Below are 18,917 nucleotides of genomic sequence, written 5' to 3' on the forward strand. Positions count from 1 at the left end.
CACCTAAAATTAGGCAAAAAAGCCCACAAAGATGTGGGCTTGTCAGGTATTTTGCTTTGCTTAAAAAACGTAATTAATTGCAAATCTTACAAGAGTAGATTCTTCATCATCATTAAGCACATCTGTGTATTTACTCACATCTGCTTTTAATGCTACGTTCGCATCTAAGTCATAACGCACGGTAAACGTGTTCACTTCATAGTTTAATGCAAAAATATTGTAAATCTGATCAGATGGACCTCTAAGACCAGCAGCAAGCGGACCCGGTAAGGCAGCAAGCTCTTCTAATCCTTTTTGAACGTCACCTTCAAAATTTTCATAAGTAAATGAAGGCGTCCATTTACCCAAACGAAGTCCAGCGGTTACATACATTGCTTCGTCAGTTGGCGTATATGAGTCTTCAATTTCAATTTCAGTATACTCGCCGCTAACAAACCAAGTGAAGCGGTCAATTTCTATCCCGACACCAGCAAACGTCGATGAGTCTTCTGAAATCGCCAGAAAATCAGCATAGCCTTGTGTTGCTGCAAGTGCTTGTTCTCCAAACGGAGCACCTGCGCCTGCGATTTGTGCCAAGCTAGCATCAAGTAAAGGCTGGTTGAAGGTAGATTCAGCTACACCATAAACACCACGAATACTAAACCAATCGTTAGATATTTCGGCATTCACAATTGCTGTGTTATCGCCTTGAATCACACCACCAGAAACATCATTTTCAAATGTTCCGGCCGCAGCACCAAGTGTAAACTCCCAATCACCAACAAAGTCAGAGTAATCTACACGGAAACCATCAAGGTTGTTAAACGGTACTTCGTATACATTTCGTGGAGCAGCTACCCAATGGTGTGAATAACCAACGTCCAAAGAATCAGAGAATCTGAACAATGGTACGCGGAATCGCCCAGCGGAAACAGACGTTTTATTCGTCGCTTGATAGGTCAAATAGGCCCATTCAAAATCAACGTCATAGTCATTTTGACCACGTGCAAGAATCTGCACTGTGGCTGTCATTCTTTCATTAATATCGCCACTTGCTTGCAATGCAAACAAACTTTCTTGACCAAAATTAATATTCTCGTCATATCCGTAAAGACTTTCGTCGCTACTAGTAACACCGCCAATTAGGTTGGCAAAACCATTTATGCGAACTTCGGCGTTTGCTGTGCTCGCTAGAGCTGCAGTCATCGCGGTCGCTAATAATAATCTTTTCATGGTAAATTCCTTAATCCAAGTTAACGACTTTAACGTCATCAGTTACTGATGAAGCATCAATATAAGCGATTACACTGCTATCATTTTTGATAAGCTCAATCACTTCCGCGTCTGTAGTTACTTCTTGAGGCATCTGCCCTCTTCCTGTAAATACTAACTTCGACCAGTTCGCTGCTACCTGAGCGGTGCTTCTACCAAGCACGTCTTTGTCAAACTCACCGCGCACACTTGTGTCCGCAATTTGGTTAACTGGAGTAGCCGCTACGCCGTTTGAAAATTGATTTTCTTTTCCTAAGAAAATACGTTTAACTTGTTGCGATGACACTGCTGCTTCGTTGTATGGACTAACTACAACTACAACATCTGCCAATGCTTGAAAACTTAGTAAGGCACCCACAATTGTAGCGCCAAAAATACGTTTCATGTTGATCGTTTCCTCGAATGATATTTACCGTTAAGGCGCATTTCGTAACATTTGTCCTTGGACAAAATTACTATTTGCACCTTTTACAATTTGTGTTGGGCGAAGATAATACCTATTTATATATCCAAATGGGTATATCCGTTCATACTTTCATACTTTCATACAAAAATGTAATCTTTATGCCGCTTGACACGAAAATCTAACGAGCAAGGATCTCATCCTACCACTTAAATGTCAAATAATAGTGGTGCGCAGCCTCTGATCTGACCAGCAAAAAGAGAAATCCAAAATGCTAAAAGCACGCCATTGTAACAATAGCGCGCTTATTTTAGTATAATTTTTAAACGAAAGTACAGGAAACTTGCGTCATTCCGCAAGCGATACGTCTACTGCAGGGGCACCAAAATGCAAATTGGCATTCTTATGCATTAGCCAATTTGTTTTAGCTTTTTTGCTTCGCCATTTAACAGTGGAAAAGACTCTTCGGGAAGGTAATCTTGAAGCTGGCTCAATTTTTGACCAAGCTCTTCAAAAGACGACGCAACCATATTGATATGGCCCATTTTACGCTTTTTGCGCAGTGTTTTTCCGTACCAATGCAAATGACAACCATTAATACTGATCAAATCTCGACTAAAACTTGTGCAACCAATAATGTTGATCATAGCTGTGACCACGCGGGTGGATGTGTCGCCAAGCGGGAAGCCTAATACTGCCCTTATGTGTTGTTCAAATTGACATGTACTGCTACCTTTTTGCGTCCAATGCCCAGAGTTATGAACCCGCGGTGCAATCTCATTTACCAGTAAATCGCCATCTTGTTGAAATAGTTCAACTGCTAATACGCCAACATAATCTAAGCCTTGAGCTATCTTGGTAAAAATGCTTATTGCTTGTTCGCTTAATGCCTGATCGACATTCGGTGCAGGTGCAATAGATACATGTAATTGTCCTTCATGGTGAGCGTTTTGCGCGATACTAAAACAACGGATATTGCCGTGTATATCGCGTGCGCCAACAACTGATATTTCTCTTTCAAAGTCGCACATGCGCTCGGCAATTAATGGAACATTAATCAAATCAAGGTCAGCGAACAAACGACTTAGGCTCTCAAGCTCTGATGCATTACTCAACCGCCACTGCCCATATCCGTCATATCCGTCACGGCTGGCCTTAAAAATAATTTTTTCGCCTAAGCGATCTGTAATACCGGCAAGGTCGTCAATAGTACTGATCACTTCGTATTGGCAATTTTTGACGCCAACCTTATCCAACAAAAGCTTCTCTCTTACGCGATCAGCACCTGCTAAAATCGCATTAATATTTGGAAACAACTTTTGGCTGGCTTGCGCCTTTGCCAACAATGGCTCAGGAATATGTTCAAATTCGACCGTAATGGCATTGGCATCAGCAATCGCAAAATCCACATCGAAATCATAAGGCAATTTGCTAATTGGATGAACGACACAGTCATCTGTTACATCGACGGCCATCACATCGACTCCTAGGGGTGCTGCCGCCAAATACATCATTTGGGCTAATTGGCCTGAACCTAACACTAGTACTTTCATTACAATTCCAATGTTTGGTTATCGAGCACTGTTTGGGTTTGGGTTTGCCTAAATTCAATGATCTTCGAGCGCACTATTTCATCACTAAGTGCGATCACTTGAGCGGCTAATAGACCTGCATTAGCAGCACCCGCTTCGCCAATAGCCAGCGTACCCACGGCTACGCCTTTTGGCATTTGCACAATTGATAATAACGAATCAAGCCCTGATAATTGACTAGAGCGAACAGGACACCCAAACACTGGCAAGTGGGTATGGGCGGCAATCATGCCTTAGCAGGTGCGCAGCGCCACCGGCACCGGCGATAATCACTTGGTAACCTTCGATGTGCGCAGTTTTTGAAAAATCTACCAGTAACTCTGGCGTTCTATGCGCAGATACGACTTGCGCTTTAAATGACACGCCAAGGTCTTTAAGCATTTGTGCTGCTTTTTGCATCGTAGGCCAATCAGATTGCGAACCCATAACAATTGCTACTTGTGTCATTATCTATCTCACTTTTATTATGACTATCAAAGCCCAATAATTAAAAAAGGTCGCAGATTATACGCTAAGCGAATAAAAAGAGCGACCTTTTGAATGATGCAGTGTTTTATTTGTTGTTGTGCATGTAATCGAGGGTTAAATTCGTCATTAGTTTTACCCCTAAATTCATACCTTTGTCATCAACATAAAACTCGGGAGTGTGATGGGCTGGTGCATCTTTTTCAGCTACATCAAGCGGTTTGCCTCCCACCCATAAATATACGCCGGGGACTTCTTGTTGAAAGAACGAAAAATCTTCAGCACCCGTGACTGCTTTTGAGTTGATGACATTTTCTTGTCCGGCTGTTCTAACTAGCGTAGGCAACACCTCATCCATTAAGTCATGGTCATTAAATGTAATCGGATAATTATAATCCAAAGGCAAGATGACTTCTGCTTCAGCCCTCATACTGTCTGCAATACCTTTTACTTTGCGTGGTATCGCCTCGTACATATGCGCTCTAGCATCCTCATTAAGCGTTCTTATTGTACCTACCATGGTAACTTCAGAAGGAATAATGTTAGACCGATTACCTCCATGAATGGATCCGATAGTAACAACCGCAGCATCGTCAATCACTTTTATTTCACGACTAACGACAGTTTGTAAGGCCATGATAATTTGAGCTGATGTGGTAATAGGGTCGACACTTTTCCATGGATAAGCACCGTGAGCTTGCTTTCCTTTGACTACAATCTTAAACGGATCAACTGCAGCCATTATCCCGCCATGACGATATCTTACTTTACCAATATCGGTGTTAGAGCTAATGTGCAAGCCAAATATAACATCAACTTCGGGATTTTTTAGCACTCCTTCTTTCACCATCATTTCGGCGCCTCCGCTTTCACCAGCAGGCGCCCCCTCTTCGGCAGGTTGAAAAATGAATTTTACTTTACCGTGGAGTTGGTCCTTCATCTGTGTAAGGATCGTCGCGGCACCCAACAACATCGCAACATGAGTATCGTGACCACAAGCATGCATCACTGGTACTCGATTGCCCTCTAGTTCACCATATTGCACAGACTTATAGGGTAAATCGTTTTCCTCTTTAACTGGTAAACCGTCCATGTCTGCTCTTAATGCCACCGTTGGTCCTAGTCTGCCTGAATCCAAAACTGCGACGACTCCGGTTATTGCAACACCGGTTTGAACTTCAAGTCCTAAATCTCTTACAATCTTTTCAATGTATTTAGCCGTTTCGAATTCTCTATTTGATAATTCAGGATATTGATGAAGGTGATGCCTCCATTTAATTACTTGGCTCTCTATTGAAGCCGCTTTTTGTTCTACTGCTTCTTGAATGCTATCCGCTTGAATAGATGGCGAATAACAAAATGCGCCAAAACTAAATGATATGGCGAATAACAAGCCTTTTGTCGAGATGTTCATTAGCGTTCCTTATCATACCTAGCATATTGAAGTTGGTCATGCTTAGGCCTTTGAAGTGTTAAGTGTTCTAGTAAAAAGGATGGGTCAGCAAGGGTATATTTTTAGTTTTGAATTGTGCTAGTGTTTATCCTTTATAAAGGATAGTACAAATAAAAAAAGATGATATCTATGAAAACACCTGCTTCAGTTACACAAATACTCAAAACAGGCCATATTAGACTTAGTATAATTATGGCAACTATCAGTAGTCTACTGTTAATAAGCTTCTGTGTTAGCGCTCAAGATGCTTTTTATCGTCATCCTCACATACACAATAATCAATTAGTTTTCACGTCGCAAGGCGATTTATGGATTGCAGACTTATCGCTATCTAATCCGGAGCAAAAGGTTCAAGCAAGACGACTCACCACGCACCCCAATCTTGAGACCCAGGCACGATTTTCGCCTGATGGTCAATACATCGCTTTTGTTGCTAGTTATCATAATTCTCCCGCAGTCTATATCATCCCAAGCAAAGGTGGCATAGCCAAACAAGTCACCTTTGAGCTTGCGCGCACTAAATTACAGTCTTGGCTAGATAACGACACCTTGCTAATCAGTACAGTTTCAAACTCAGGAATGCATAACAGTTGGGAGCTCAAAGAAGTCAATATAAAAAACACCAAAACACGCAGTATTCCTATATCAGATGCAGTTGAAGGCAGCGTATCATCTGATGGTGAAACATTAGTATTTGTTCAACATGGTCTTCAAGTCTCGACCGATAATGCAAATCATTATAAAGGCGGCGCAGCTGGTCAGATGTGGCGTTACACACTAGGCTCATCACGTGAAGCAAGCTTGTTAACCGAAAACCATGGTGGTTCGGTGCGCAGCCCCATGGTTATTGATCAAAGAATTTACTTTGTATCAAACCAAGCAAATATTGATAATTTATGGTCAATGAGCTTGCAAGGTGACGACTTACAACAACATACTGACCACGATGACTGGGCTGTAAGACACCCTAGCGCCAACGATAACAAAATCGTATATCAATACGGTGCTGACATTAGAATGTTTGATATACAGAGCAACGAGTCTACAAAATTAAATTTAAGTATCCAGTCAGATTTCACAGATTTACGCACTCGTTATATCGACAAACCCTTAGCATATTTAAATGATGTTAGCTTCTCACCTGACGGTAAAAAAGCGGTAATTACTGCGCGTGGACATGTCGCTGTTGCCGATACTAGCCCAGTTAGAACGGTCAAAGTAAGTACAGATCCTCAATCTAGAGTACGCAATGCAATACTTAGCAAAGATGGCAAGCACGTTTTCGCTATTAGTAATCAAACAGGTGAATATGAGATTTGGCAATTTGATGCAAAGGGTAATGACAATGCCGTTCAGTTAACCAAAAACGGTACTACAGGTCGCACTGGTCTATGGTTATCTCCTAACGCAGAGAACTTATTACATACCGATGATAAGGGTAATTTATACCTACTTAACTTAGACACCAAACGCAATCGTACGCTTGTCAGTAATATATCTGGTGGCATTTCTCATATTGCATTTGCACCAAAGGGTAATGCGATTGCGTTTGCATATACTCCGGTCAATGAACAAAGACCAAGAGTCTATCTGTACGATATTGAAAATGACAAGGCAATGTTTGTGACAGGGACAAAGTATGCTAGTACCTCACCGGCTTTTAGTCATGACATGCAATGGCTTTATTTTTTGTCGGACCGTGCCTTTTCGCCGTCACCTGCAAGTCCATGGGGCGACCGAAATATGGGCCCTGCGTTTAATAAACGAACACAGCTATTTGCAATCGCGTTAACTAATGACGCTCGTTTTCCTTTTGCTGCTCCTACTGAGCTAGATAAGCCAGACAAAAAACAAGAACAAAGTTCAGATGAAGATGATAAAGAAATAAAACGTTCTGATATTAACTTTGACAACATCGCTTCTCGTTTATGGCAGGTTGATATTCCCTCTGGTGAATACAGTTCGCTAAGAGCTAGTGAAGACTTACTTTTTCTTAATGATGACAATACACTTAAAGCACTTTCGTTCAAATACCGGGCCAAGCTCGAAACGGTCACAAAAGGTATTAGCGGCTATCAATTATCAACTGACGGGAAGTTTTTGCTTATTGGAAAAGGTAGAGGGGAGTCGAGCAAGTTCTTCATCGTTCCGGCAAAAGCTAGCTTTCCAAAGGACAGCAAAGATGTTCTTGTAAAACTAGACGATTGGACAATAGTAGTTGAACCTAAGCAAGAATGGCAGCAAATGTTTAAAGACGCTTGGCTAATGCAACGAGACGGTTTCTTTGATGCTAATATGCGCGGCCTTGATTGGAATGCCACTTATGAAAAATACATTCCTTTACTTAAACGTGTAAACGAACGCTCTGAACTCAATGATATATTTGAGCAAATGATGGGAGAATTAAATGCATTGCATTCACAAGTGCGTGGCGGTGACTTCAATGATGACGAAGATGCTCCGGACTACGCTATTTTAGGCGCGCGATTAATCGATACTCGAAAAGGCGTACAAATTCAGCACATTTACCAATATGATTCGCAGATTGTTAGTCAGGCACCACCACTGGCTAGGCCATGGTGTAAACGCACAAACAGATGACTATATAAAAGCGATTAATGCGCAAGCTGTGTCAACTGTTGCTGACGTTCAAAAAGCGCTTCTGAATACCGCTGGACAGCAAGTTTTACTTGATTTGCAGCGCGGTCGTAAAAACCTTCAAACGGTTGTAGAGCCGGCATCTCGATTTACTGAGGCACGATATAGATATCAAGATTGGGTAAACTCAAATTTGGCAAAAGTCCAAGACGTTAACAAAGAAATTGGTTACTTACATTTATACGCAATGGGTCGGAATGACTTGGCCAGTTTTGCAAGAGACTTTTATGCTCAATATGACAAACCAGGTTTGATTATTGATGTCCGCAGAAACCGTGGTGGTAATATTGATAGCATTATTATCGAGAAATTGATGCGACGCCCTTGGTCATTTTGGCAATGGCCAAATGGCGAAACAAGCACCAATATGCAACAAGCGTTTAGGGGTCACTTGGTCATATTAGCAGACCAATTTACTTATTCAGATGGCGAAACCTTTACCGCAGGAATAAAAGCATTACAACTTGGTACTGTGATTGGAAAGCAAACTGCAGGGGCTGGCGTATGGTTAAGCGGTGGTAATAATGTAGTAGACGGCGGAGTTGCAAGAGTCGCGCAATTTCCAGTCTTTGCCCTTGACGGACGCTGGATAACAGAAGGCAGAGGAATTAGTCCAGATATTGAAGTCGATAACCTACCTCACGCAACCGCAAGAGGTGAAGACGCTCAGCTGGAAGCCGCTATCAATTATCTAGAACAAAGACTAAAAGAGTCGCCTTTAGATGAATACGAAGCTGAACCGTTTGGTCCTGTGGAACAAGCTGCGGACGATATAATACCGTCTAAATAACAGTAGGAAAAAGCATGCTCAAAAAGTTTGTTATCAATACCTTGGCTAGTGCTTTGTTTGTTTTAGCATTGGCACTGAGCATTGCTTTTTTCACCTCTCCAGTCAAACCTGTCGTTTGGACGCCCGATCCGATGCAAGAACTTACAGGTGACTTTGAACAAAATAATGCGCTTGAAGAAATAAGGGTATTAAATCAACACTCCTTGATCGGTGCTGAGGATGTTTATGCCCACGAGTACGAAGGTCAGGTGTTTATTTATGCAGGTTTAGTCAATGGCGACATTATTAAAATGCAAACCAAGAGCCCTTTCCAAACCACTACACTTGTGAATACAGGAGGCCGCCCCTTAGGGATTAGGATGGATGCCACAGGTAATTTGATTGTCGCAGATGCAATAAAAGGACTTCTGAGTGTTAGCCCCTTAGGTGATATCACCGTATTGGTAAACGATTTTAACAATAAACCTTTGTTGTTTGTTGACCATCTAGATATTGATAATCAGGGAAATATCTATTTTTCAGATGCTTCTCAGCGATTTGGATTGCACGATTACCTTCTTGATTTTATTGAAGCTAGTGCAACTGGCAGAGTGTTTAAGTATTCTCCAAGCACACAACAAACCACTTTGTTAATGGAAGGGCTATTTTTTGCTAACGGCATAGCCTTAGGTCCCGATGATCAATATTTATTAGTCAACGAAACCGGCAAGGCTAGAGTGTTACGATATGACTTACAAGCGCAAGTGAAAGGTGAAACAAGTGTCTTTATCGATCAACTTCCCGCTATGCCCGATAATATTAGTTATGATAATGATGGAACGTTTTGGCTTGGCATGGTTGCTATGCGAGACTGGCGTGTCGAAAAACTAGCCTCGAACACCCTAATTAGAACATTATTGGGAGGACTACCTCAAACAATGATAAAGCCTAAAAACACGATGGGTTTTGTGTTGGGAATTAATACAAAAGGAAAGGTCACTCATAACTTTCAGACTCATACTAACGCCCCTGCGTTTTCTGTCATTACTGGTGTTGCGCATCATAACCGAAAATTGTATTTAGGGTCTTTGGAGAAAGATGGCATTGCCGTATTTGACCTAGCTAACTAATCTCAAGCTCTAAGGTCACAAATACCGCTCAGTAGCGCCATTTTCTTCAGAATCAAATACTACGGTAGCCTTTGGTTTCTTAATTATCACCCCAATTCGCAATAAGGCTTGTTGAATGCTTTTAGTAAGCAAATCAGTTTGTGCATCTGATTTAGCAATATGCAAGTTTGCTTGAGTATCAAACACACAGGTTACTAATAAACTTGCAGGGAAATTGGCGTAATTAGCAGTATGTGTTAGCCAAACAAAACCGTTGATGTCTTGTTTGGCTTGCTCACATATGTCAGTTAGTTGGCTAACGAGTTTAGCTTCGAGCTTTTTGACTGTTTTAGAGGGCATTAGCCTTTTTGACGTTTCATAGATTCAAAGAATTCATCGTTCGTTTTAGTCATCGAGAGACGACTAATCAAAAACTCCATAGAATCGATTTCTGACATCTCGTGCACAATCTTTCTCAAGATCCACATCTTTTGCAGCTCTTCAGTATTAGTCAATAATTCTTCACGACGCGTACCAGAGCGATTAATATCAATTGCAGGAAATACTCGCTTCTCTGCGATTTTACGATTCAGGTGTAACTCCATGTTACCTGTTCCCTTAAACTCTTCATATATGACTTCGTCCATTTTAGAGCCGGTATCAATCAACGCAGTTGCTATAATTGTTAAACTTCCACCTTCCTCGACGTTACGAGCCGCACCGAAAAATCGCTTTGGTTTATGTAAGGCGTTTGCATCAACACCACCAGTCAAGACTTTACCTGAAGAAGGAATTACGGTGTTGTAAGCACGTGCCAAACGAGTAATTGAATCAAGCAAAATAACGACGTCTTTTTTATGTTCAACCAAACGCTTTGCTTTTTCTATCACCATTTCAGCGACTTGAACGTGTCGACTTGCAGGTTCGTCAAAAGTAGATGCTACAACCTCACCTTGCACCAAACGTTGCATTTCAGTTACTTCTTCTGGGCGCTCATCAATCAATAGCACCATCAATAAACATTCGGGATGATTTGCAGCAATCGACTGAGCAATGTTTTGCAGTAAAAGGGTTTTACCTGCTTTTGGCGGCGCTACAATGAGACCGCGCTGTCCACAACCAACAGGTGATGCTAAATCAAGAACTCGCGCTGTAATATCTTCAGTACTTCCGTTACCTCGCTCCATACGTAAACGGTCATTAGCATGCAATGGGGTTAAGTTTTCAAAAAGAATTTTGTTTCGTGAGTTCTCAGGTTTATCAAAATTAACCTCGCGAATTTTTAACAAGGCAAAATATCGCTCACTGTCTTTAGGTGGCCTAATTTTCCCCGCAATCGTATCGCCAGTTCTTAAGTTAAAGCGTCTTATTTGACTAGGAGAGACATAAATATCGTCAGGCCCTGCCAGATATGAAGAATCGCCTGAACGCAAGAAGCCAAATCCATCCTGCAAAATCTCTAAGACACCATCTCCAAAAATGTCTTCGCCACCCTTGGCATGCGATTTCAATATTGAAAAAATAATGTCTTGCTTGCGCGCTCTTGCTAGGTTTTCTAAACCCATGCTTTCTGCTAATGCAACGAGTTCACTTATAGGTTTGCTTTTGAGGTCTGTTAAATTCATATTGGAAGGTCTGTGTTAGTTCTTTTGGGTTATTAAATGAAAAGCATAATTGCTCTTCAATGAAATTTAATTTTGATTAGTATGCGGGTTGCTCATCAGGCCTTGATTAGAAATATTCGCACTTTGCGTTACATACATCAGATATACGACTAAATATTCAAACAGATTACTATTTACTGTAGATTTTGTTGGAATATGTCAGTTGAGAAGATAACGCTAATTATCGAACGTTTGTGCTTCGCATTTCTTGGTCAAAGAATAGCAACCACCGCGGTAAGTATTATAAAAATAACACCTAATGTAGTTATCGTCCAGTTTTTAGAAAAAAAAGGAATATTTGGAAAACATTAGTTGGCGATTTTTATTTAAAAATCACCAACTATATAGTTAGACTAGACGTGTTCGTTAAGAAACTCTTCAAGTTGTGCTTTTGATAACGCGCCTACTTTAGTGGCAGCAAGTGCGCCATCTTTAAATAAAAGCAATGTTGGAATGCTTCGAATGCCGTATTTTGGAGGCGTTTCGTTGTTTTCTTCAACATTTAGTTTACCAACTGTTACTTTTCCATCGTATTGTGTCGCAATTTCGTCTAGAATTGGGGCGATCATTTTACAGGGGCCGCACCATTCTGCCCAGAAGTCAACTAACACAGGACCTGATGCATTGATTACATCGGCTTCGAATTTTTCGTCAGATAATACGAGAATTTTGTCGTTCATTCTTGTCTCCAGTTTTGGATGGGGCTGATTTATTTCAGCGCTTCCACAATAGTGTTATAAGAATCTGTTTTTAATGCAAGCATTGATAAGCTATAAGCTATGCCACAAACACATTTAACTGATACTTTATTTTCGTCGCTCTCGATTCATCCGCTTGTACAAGCCGGCTTAGACGAGGCTGGTTTTAGTCAGTGTACGCCTATTCAATCGATGAGCTTACCACAACTACTTGATGGCAGTGATATTGCTGGTCAAGCCCAAACCGGTACTGGTAAAACAATTACCTTTTTGGTCGCAGCATTTCATTACCTTTTGAGTAATCCAAAAAGCGATCATGGCAACAGTCCAAGAGCGATTATAATGGCGCCGACTAGAGAGTTAGCCGTGCAAATTTATAACGACGCAGAGCTGCTAAGCAAGCACACCGGATTATCAATTGCTTCCATATATGGAGGCGAAGGTTATGAAAGTCAACGCCAATCTTTAGAAAAAGGTGTAGATATTTTAATCGGCACCACCGGACGCATCATTGATTACTACAAACAAGACGTATTTAGTCTTAAGCATATTCAAGTAATGGTGCTAGATGAAGCCGACCGTATGTTTGATATGGGCTTTATTAAAGATATTCGCTATTTACTAAGACGCATGCCTGCGCCGACTGAAAGACTAAGCATGTTGTTTTCAGCAACCTTGAGCTTCAAAGTACAAGAACTTGCTTATGAACATATGAATAACCCTATTCATGTTCAAGTTGCACCTGAAGTTAAGACGGGCGCCAACATTAGCGAAGAATTATTTTACCCTAGTAATGAAGATAAAGCGCTTCTTTTGCTTACCTTAATTGAAGAAGAGTGGCCCGATAAAGCGATCGTATTTGCCAATACTAAGCATGATTGCGAAAAAGTGTCAGCTTGGCTTCAAGCAGATGGTCATCGTGTCGGTCTATTAAGTGGTGATGTACAACAAAAGAAACGTATGTCGATTCTTGAAGATTTCACTGCCGGTAATTTGGATATACTAGTGGCGACTGATGTCGCAGCGCGTGGTTTACATATTGATAAAGTCACGCATGTATTTAATTATGACTTACCTGACGAGGCGGAAGATTACGTGCACAGAATCGGTCGTACCGGGCGCGCTGGCGAAACAGGTATTGCTATTAGTTTCGCATGTGAAAGATATGCACAAAACTTACCTGCTATCGAAACACATATTGCACACGATATCCCAGTAACGGATTATAACCCGTTACATTTACTAGAAGATGTTCCAACGCCTAAGTTTCAACATCGCGGCAATCGCAAGCCAGGCAACGGTCGCTCTGGACCTCGCAATGGTTCTCGTTCAGGGCCAAGGGGCGGTTCAGGTGGCGGTCAACGTCGCGACAAGCGACAAGCTCGTGGGCCAAGACCTAACCAACAAAAAACTTAGTATTTGTTAGGTCTTAGCGTTATGCTTATTGTTGAATTCGCTTTATATGAGTGAGACACGCATCAGCACTTTAGAAGATGAATATTATGCGGCTATCGATTTAGGCTCGAACAGTTTCCATATGGTAATTGTGCGAGTCCTGACCGGTAGCGTGCAAATTGTTAGTAAAAATAAGCAGAAAGTTAGACTTGCTGCTGGTTTAGATGAAAACAATTATCTTTCAAAAGAGGCCATTGACAGAGGTCTTGAGTGCATTCGTAATTTCACTGAAAAACTTCAAGACATCCCTCCAGCCAACATTAAAATTGTTGCCACCGCTACATTGCGCCTTGCGACAAATGTAAGTGATTTTATTCTGCCTGCTGAAGATATTCTTGCACATAAGATGGAGGTTATTAGTGGTGATGAAGAAGCTCGGCAAATATATTTAGGCGTTGCTTATACTTCTGCCAATCAAGGTAATACTCTGGTGATCGATATCGGTGGTGCCAGTACTGAAATTATCGTAGGGCGAGACCTACAACCAGTCCACTTAGCGAGTTTTAATATGGGCTGCGTTACCTTTATGGAGAAATACTTTGCCGACGGCTTGCTGAATCAAAACAATTTTGAAAACGCATATCAGGCCGCTATCGATATTATCGAACATCATGCTGATGCATTTTTATGTTTTGATTGGCAACAATGCTTAGGTGCATCGGGTACACCACAAGCTGTCACACAAATACTCGTAAGGCAAGGTATCAACGACGCAATCAAACTAGGGTATTTGTATAAATTACGCGATGAGTGCATTTCACAAGGACATATTGATACACTGGATATTGATGGCCTTGCTGAAACCAGAGCGGGCTATCTTCCCAAGTGGACTGGCAATTCTCATCGCATTATTTGAACGTCTGCAAATTAATAATATGCAAATATCGGGCGGCGCGCTGCGAGAAGGCATCATTTATGGGATGTTAGATAGTTATCAAAAAGCAGATAGGCGCACCCAAGGTATTAATCAACTGACATCGCGCTTTCATATTGATCCTAGTCAAAGTAAACGTGCACGTAAGATCGCAATCGATTTATGTCATCAAATGTGTCAACAAGCGGACTTTTGTGACTATGATACGCCAGGCTTAGTGGGTGCAGCAGCTGCCTTACATGAAGTAGGTCTACATATCGGATATAAATCGTACCATGAACATGGTGCGTACATTCTCAATCATGTAGAAATCACTGGCTTTACAAGTTTACATCGCACAATGATCCGAGATTTGGTGCTGATGCACAGACTAACAATTGATTTGGCCCCACTGAATAACTACAGTGACGATATAAAGACGACGCTAAGTTGCTCGTTAAGGGTATTACGTTTAGCCATCATTTTAGTAGGTCGGCGAAATGACAAAGCGATCCCCGAAGCAAGATTGATGTGTCAAGGCAATAAATGGACCTTGTCGTTACCTGAAAACATTCATATCAAACACCCACTTATTCATACGGAATTACTGCACGAATGCTGGCTTCAACACAAAGCCGGATGGGAGTTAATTATCAATAAGTCTTTAGCCGTTTCATAGTTTGTCTGCGACTTTGACGCTGACATCAAAAACCTCACTGGCCGTTTGTTTAATTCTTTGAAGATCAAAATCTACTTTGCGCCATTTTTTTGCGGCAAATAAAGGGAGTTGGTCTGCATAATGCGCTGACTCTTCATCTAATGTTGCGCTGCCAAATTGATGGATAATATCTGCTCTAACACTGCCGTTCTCAGGCCACTCTACCAAGGCTATCCAAGAATCACCATTTGTTGCGAAACTTTGTCCCTCTTCAAGGCCCAATGAATAAATCGCTCGCAAAGTATCTGGGCCACCATCTACAGGCGCACTCACATCACCTCTGTTAAGCCTATTTACTTTACCCCATTGCACATCAAGACGACCAAAACGACTCATTAAGTGTTGACGTGCAGAACTAAGAGCCTCTTTGAGCTCTGTCTCACTAGGTTGATGCATAGCGTCATGATGTGTCAAATAATTAAGAATTAGACCTGCTAAAGATGCCTGGGTATTTCGAATATCCATTTTCCGATCCCATTTTTTTAACACTTGGGCGGCGACTGCCAAATCTGGGGTACTCGACCAGTCTAATTGTGTAATGCGCTCAATCGCACGGTATTCGTCAGATTTAGTCGAATATGCATGGTCGAATTTGATATCCAATAAGGCTTGTTTTGTTAATTGCTTTTGTGGGTCTAACAACTCCAAAAGGCGTAAAGACCGATTTGTTTCATCTGATGCAAGCCCCATACTTGAAGGGAAATTTTCGGCTCGTAAATTATCATCTCCATCAGTGGCGGTGAAAGGCGTGTTATTTGCATTGAACAGAATACCCGAATTAGGATTGATTAATTTAGGCACTTGCTCGTAAGGTAAATATCCTTGCCAAATAAGTTCAGAACGATCCCTGGCAAATCTCCAGACCAGTCGCCTTTTTGCAAACGATTAGGATATTGAGCGTTATGAATGAAAGCAATATTGTCATCTTTATCTGCATAAACGTAATTAATGCTTGGTAGCGCATTCATCGCCATAGCCGACATAAACTCATCAAGATTACTCGCTTTGTTAAGTGCATAGTATTGCTCTAACTGTCGGATCTCACCTGCACCTGCGTAACGCAGAGCAAAAGTATGTTGCTTACACTCTATAACGGGCCCATGTCGCGTTCGAAGGACTCTTCGTTTGGCATTAAATGCAAAAGGACCGAATAAGCGAACTTGTATCGTCACATCTTGAACTTCAAATGGTATCCATTGACCATCAAGTAAATAAAGCGCTTCATTGTCTGGATGACGAGAAATCACATAAGTATCGGCTAAATCAATATGATTAACCGTATTTGCCCATGCTAAATCTTGATTAAACCCATGTAAAATGACTGGAGTACTAGGGAATAAGCCCCCCATGATATCAAGGCCTTGATCAGACTTTAGATGCGCTTCATACCAAGCAACGGGACCTGTTAGTGGCTGATGAGAATTAATCAGTAAACGCGTGGTGTTATCTGCTGAGCGCGCTGAGTTTATTGCAATACCATTGGAGCCTAGAGCAATGCCTGATTTTTCAGCGACATGAAATGCCTTAGCTTGCGACCAATTCGTGGCAGACATCTCAAGCTCTCGCTCATCATCAAACAAACTCAGCAAGGTTTTATCTAAACCATAAAAAAAAGGAGTTTTAAACATAAAGCCAGCTACAACATCTTCCCCAGTAAAAGGAGCAAGGCCTTTCCAAGTACTATCAAGATGTCGACTAGCATATAAATTCAACCCTGCTGCGTAAGCTTGGGCCATGGCTTTTACTGAATCGGGTACATCATTGTCGTATCTAGCATCTATTGTTGGCCATACATTCAACAAAGACACAATGTAATCGGTAGGTGCTGCATCGGAACCTTGATAACGTGCCAAATGTCCTCTGGTAGCAGCGATAACATTCTGAATAGTTTGATAATCATCTTGAGCATGGGCGTAGGCAAGGCCAAATGCAGTATCTGCATCTGTTTTTCCTAAGATATGAGGTACGCCCCATTCATCGCGAATCACCTGAGCATGGTAAGGCATGGCCGTTTTTTCTAACTCATTAATACTTGGGTGCTCAGGCAATGGATTGTAGAGCCAGATTCCTATTCCAATGATGGCTATTACCACAATCAATGATAAGTATTTAACAATCAATTTGCCCATTACTTACTCCTATTTTGTCGCATACCAAGTCAAACGCTCAATCACAAAAGAGCCCAATGAATCTCTATTTATTTGGGCTGCGACGCAAAGCAAGCCACCAACTTAACGCAGCAATTAAGGCACTACTAGCGCTGAACATCCAATGTTTTTCAAAGACATGAAATACGACACTGGCAATAGTGAATGCTACTGCTGCTTTTCCAAATATTCGCGCTTTATGCAAATGAATCTGCAAGGCCATCATTTGATTATGTTGCTTTTCACTTTGCTGAGGAAGTTGCTTGAGTTGGCGCATTGTATCAAACAACAAGTCAGGCATTTCAGGGAGCTTCTCAGACCAAAATGGCAAATGCTCTTTTATTTGATTGAACATTGCTTTTGGTCCAATTTGTTCTTTCATCCAATTCTCAAGAAAAGGCTTAGCCGTTTGCCATAAATCTAATTGCGGATATAGATTTCGACCTAAACCTTCGACATATAATAATGTCTTTTGCAATAATACTAGTTGTGGCTGCACCTGCATATTAAATCGGCGCGCGGTATTAAATAATTGCAACAATACATTGCCAAACGAAATATCAGCAAGAGGCTTTTGAAAAATGGGTTCACATACTGTTCTAATTGCCATCTCAAAATCATCAATGTCAGTATCAGGCGGTACCCAACCCGAATCAACATGTAACTCTGCTACTTTTCGATAATTGCGATTAAAAAACGCGATAAAATTTTCAGCCAAGTAGCGTTTATCTTCTTTATTGAGTGTGCCAACTATTCCGTAATCAATACCAATGTATTTAGGGTTTTCAGGCGTCTCATATGACACAAAAATGTTCCCTGGATGCATATCAGCATGAAAAAAGCTATCTCGAAACACTTGTGTGAAAAATAATTCAACGCCTCGTTCAGCAAGCAATTTTAAGTTTGTATTTTGTGCTTGCAAAGCATCCATATCAGACACAGGAATACCATAAATCCGCTCCATAACAATCACATTCTTGGTGCAGTGATCGCTATAAAAATGAGGAACATAAAGCGCATCTGAACCCAAGAAGTTACGTCTTATTTGGATCCCGTTGGCGGCTTCTCTAAGTAAATCAAGCTCATCTAGGATCGTACGTTTATATTCTCTAACAACTTCAACAGGACGTAGCCGCTTTCCATCGGGTAACCAGTCTTGCACTATTTGGGCAAGCGAAATAAGTAAGTCAACATCCGCTTCGATAGTTTGCTTTATATTCGGACGTAAAACTTTAACCACTACGTCTTTATCGTCGACTTTAAGTCTTGCGCTGTGCACTTGTGCCACTGATGCAGAAGCAAGTGGCTCATGGTCAAAACTGGCAAATAATTCATCTAAGCTTGCTAAGCCTAGAGACTGTTTAATGATCTGTTGAGCTAAATCGGAATCAAACGGTGGTACCTTATCCTGAAGCAAGCTTAACTCGTCAATCATTTCAAGGGGCAATAAGTCACGTCTGGTTGATAGCATTTGCCCAAATTTGATAAACACGGGCCCAAGCGCCGACAAAGCTAAACGTAAACGCTTACCTTCACTCTCATGTTTATGTTTGTTAGGCCACCAGAAAACCAAATTCCGAGCTAGTCGGACATACCATGGGCGTAACCTTTTTGGAAAAAGCTCATCCAAACCATAATTTAAAAATACGCTGCCTATGCGGAAAAAACGTCTGATTTTCATG

14 protein-coding genes and 2 pseudogenes are annotated in these 18,917 nt (G+C 41.3%); 5 read left to right on the forward strand and 11 right to left on the reverse strand.

Annotation, left to right across the window (positions count from 1 at the left end; all coding sequences use genetic code 11):
• Positions 1 to 60: 60 nt before the first annotated feature.
• The 5 genes and pseudogenes from ACZ1G6_RS12780 to ACZ1G6_RS12800 form a co-directional block, all read right to left on the reverse strand.
• Positions 61 to 1,212, reverse strand: coding sequence for a topoisomerase IV (locus tag ACZ1G6_RS12780; protein ID WP_472616631.1), 1,152 nt, complete (start codon positions 1,210 to 1,212; stop codon positions 61 to 63).
• A gap of 10 nt (positions 1,213 to 1,222) precedes the next feature.
• Positions 1,223 to 1,636 carry a phosphate ABC transporter substrate-binding protein gene (locus ACZ1G6_RS12785; protein WP_472616632.1) on the reverse strand — a complete coding sequence of 138 codons (414 nt, stop codon included), beginning with the start codon at positions 1,634 to 1,636 and terminating at the stop codon, positions 1,223 to 1,225.
• A gap of 428 nt (positions 1,637 to 2,064) precedes the next feature.
• Positions 2,065 to 3,207 (reverse strand): 5-(carboxyamino)imidazole ribonucleotide synthase, encoded by a 1,143-nt coding sequence (locus ACZ1G6_RS12790; protein ID WP_472616633.1) that lies wholly within the window; start codon positions 3,205 to 3,207, stop codon positions 2,065 to 2,067.
• Positions 3,207 to 3,693: pseudogene (gene purE, locus ACZ1G6_RS12795) on the reverse strand (5-(carboxyamino)imidazole ribonucleotide mutase). The gene ACZ1G6_RS12790 and the pseudogene purE overlap by 1 nt, the downstream one beginning before the upstream one ends.
• 106 nt (positions 3,694 to 3,799) lie before the next feature.
• Positions 3,800 to 5,125 carry an amidohydrolase gene (locus ACZ1G6_RS12800; protein WP_472616634.1) on the reverse strand — a complete coding sequence of 442 codons (1,326 nt, stop codon included), beginning with the start codon at positions 5,123 to 5,125 and terminating at the stop codon, positions 3,800 to 3,802.
• 168 nt (positions 5,126 to 5,293) lie between these two features.
• Between ACZ1G6_RS12800 and ACZ1G6_RS12805 the strand changes: the two genes are divergently transcribed.
• From ACZ1G6_RS12805 to ACZ1G6_RS12815, 3 genes are read left to right on the forward strand one after another with little or no spacing between them, the layout of a single operon-like run.
• Entirely contained in the window at positions 5,294 to 7,765 is a 2,472-nt protein-coding gene (locus ACZ1G6_RS12805; RefSeq protein WP_472616635.1) for a S41 family peptidase, read from the forward strand.
• Positions 7,698 to 8,612, forward strand: a complete 915-nt coding sequence (locus tag ACZ1G6_RS12810; protein WP_472616636.1) for a S41 family peptidase — start codon at positions 7,698 to 7,700, stop codon at positions 8,610 to 8,612. The genes ACZ1G6_RS12805 and ACZ1G6_RS12810 overlap by 68 nt, the downstream gene beginning before the upstream one ends.
• Positions 8,613 to 8,626: 14 nt before the next feature.
• Positions 8,627 to 9,721 carry an SMP-30/gluconolactonase/LRE family protein gene (locus ACZ1G6_RS12815; protein ID WP_472616637.1) on the forward strand — a complete coding sequence of 365 codons (1,095 nt, stop codon included), beginning with the start codon at positions 8,627 to 8,629 and terminating at the stop codon, positions 9,719 to 9,721.
• A 15-nt stretch (positions 9,722 to 9,736) separates the two neighbouring features.
• Here the strand turns inward: ACZ1G6_RS12815 and ACZ1G6_RS12820 are convergent, their stop codons facing one another.
• The 3 genes from ACZ1G6_RS12820 to trxA form a co-directional block, all read right to left on the reverse strand.
• Positions 9,737 to 10,060, reverse strand: a complete 324-nt coding sequence (locus ACZ1G6_RS12820; protein ID WP_472616638.1) for a Fis family transcriptional regulator — start codon at positions 10,058 to 10,060, stop codon at positions 9,737 to 9,739.
• On the reverse strand, positions 10,060 to 11,325 hold the full coding sequence (gene rho / locus ACZ1G6_RS12825; protein WP_472616639.1) for a transcription termination factor Rho: 1,266 nt from the start codon (positions 11,323 to 11,325) through the stop codon (positions 10,060 to 10,062). The genes ACZ1G6_RS12820 and rho overlap by 1 nt, the downstream gene beginning before the upstream one ends.
• A 392-nt stretch (positions 11,326 to 11,717) precedes the next feature.
• Complete coding sequence (trxA, locus tag ACZ1G6_RS12830; protein ID WP_472616640.1) at positions 11,718 to 12,044, reverse strand: thioredoxin TrxA; 327 nt, start codon at positions 12,042 to 12,044, stop codon at positions 11,718 to 11,720.
• A 99-nt stretch (positions 12,045 to 12,143) separates the two neighbouring features.
• Between trxA and rhlB the strand changes: the two genes are divergently transcribed.
• Positions 12,144 to 13,478 carry an ATP-dependent RNA helicase RhlB gene (rhlB, locus tag ACZ1G6_RS12835; protein WP_472616641.1) on the forward strand — a complete coding sequence of 445 codons (1,335 nt, stop codon included), beginning with the start codon at positions 12,144 to 12,146 and terminating at the stop codon, positions 13,476 to 13,478.
• Between the two features lie 46 nt (positions 13,479 to 13,524).
• Positions 13,525 to 15,049 (forward strand): annotated as a pseudogene (locus ACZ1G6_RS12840) (Ppx/GppA phosphatase family protein).
• Here the strand turns inward: ACZ1G6_RS12840 and ACZ1G6_RS12845 are convergent.
• The 3 genes from ACZ1G6_RS12845 to ubiB form a co-directional block, all read right to left on the reverse strand.
• Positions 15,044 to 15,889, reverse strand: a complete 846-nt coding sequence (locus ACZ1G6_RS12845) for a penicillin acylase family protein (RefSeq protein WP_472616642.1) — start codon at positions 15,887 to 15,889, stop codon at positions 15,044 to 15,046. The pseudogene ACZ1G6_RS12840 and the gene ACZ1G6_RS12845 overlap by 6 nt on opposite strands.
• Entirely contained in the window at positions 15,877 to 17,217 is a 1,341-nt protein-coding gene (locus ACZ1G6_RS12850) for a penicillin acylase family protein (protein ID WP_472616643.1), read from the reverse strand. Before ACZ1G6_RS12850 ends, ACZ1G6_RS12845 begins: the two co-directional genes overlap by 13 nt.
• A gap of 64 nt (positions 17,218 to 17,281) precedes the next feature.
• Positions 17,282 to 18,916: a ubiquinone biosynthesis regulatory protein kinase UbiB gene (gene ubiB, locus ACZ1G6_RS12855; protein ID WP_472616644.1), complete on the reverse strand. Its 1,635-nt coding sequence runs from the start codon at positions 18,914 to 18,916 to the stop codon at positions 17,282 to 17,284.
• Between the last annotated feature and the right edge of the window lies 1 nt (position 18,917).

Source organism: Glaciecola sp. HA4-3, assembly GCF_055693685.1.

What these genes read in the sequence shown, in the direction of transcription:
- ACZ1G6_RS12780 (WP_472616631.1), bottom strand. Translation starts at nt 1,212, where the DNA reads ATGAAAAGATTATTATTAGCGACCGCGATGACTGCAGCTCTAGCGAGC.
- ACZ1G6_RS12785 (WP_472616632.1), bottom strand. Translation starts at nt 1,636, where the DNA reads ATGAAACGTATTTTTGGCGCTACAATTGTGGGTGCCTTACTAAGTTTT.
- ACZ1G6_RS12790 (WP_472616633.1), bottom strand. Translation starts at nt 3,207, where the DNA reads ATGAAAGTACTAGTGTTAGGTTCAGGCCAATTAGCCCAAATGATGTAT.
- ACZ1G6_RS12800 (WP_472616634.1), bottom strand. Translation starts at nt 5,125, where the DNA reads ATGAACATCTCGACAAAAGGCTTGTTATTCGCCATATCATTTAGTTTT.
- ACZ1G6_RS12805 (WP_472616635.1), top strand. Translation starts at nt 5,294, where the DNA reads ATGAAAACACCTGCTTCAGTTACACAAATACTCAAAACAGGCCATATT.
- ACZ1G6_RS12810 (WP_472616636.1), top strand. Translation starts at nt 7,698, where the DNA reads ATGATTCGCAGATTGTTAGTCAGGCACCACCACTGGCTAGGCCATGGT.
- ACZ1G6_RS12815 (WP_472616637.1), top strand. Translation starts at nt 8,627, where the DNA reads ATGCTCAAAAAGTTTGTTATCAATACCTTGGCTAGTGCTTTGTTTGTT.
- ACZ1G6_RS12820 (WP_472616638.1), bottom strand. Translation starts at nt 10,060, where the DNA reads ATGCCCTCTAAAACAGTCAAAAAGCTCGAAGCTAAACTCGTTAGCCAA.
- rho (WP_472616639.1), bottom strand. Translation starts at nt 11,325, where the DNA reads ATGAATTTAACAGACCTCAAAAGCAAACCTATAAGTGAACTCGTTGCA.
- trxA (WP_472616640.1), bottom strand. Translation starts at nt 12,044, where the DNA reads ATGAACGACAAAATTCTCGTATTATCTGACGAAAAATTCGAAGCCGAT.
- rhlB (WP_472616641.1), top strand. Translation starts at nt 12,144, where the DNA reads ATGCCACAAACACATTTAACTGATACTTTATTTTCGTCGCTCTCGATT.
- ACZ1G6_RS12850 (WP_472616643.1), bottom strand. Translation starts at nt 17,217, where the DNA reads ATGGGCAAATTGATTGTTAAATACTTATCATTGATTGTGGTAATAGCC.
- ubiB (WP_472616644.1), bottom strand. Translation starts at nt 18,916, where the DNA reads ATGAAAATCAGACGTTTTTTCCGCATAGGCAGCGTATTTTTAAATTAT.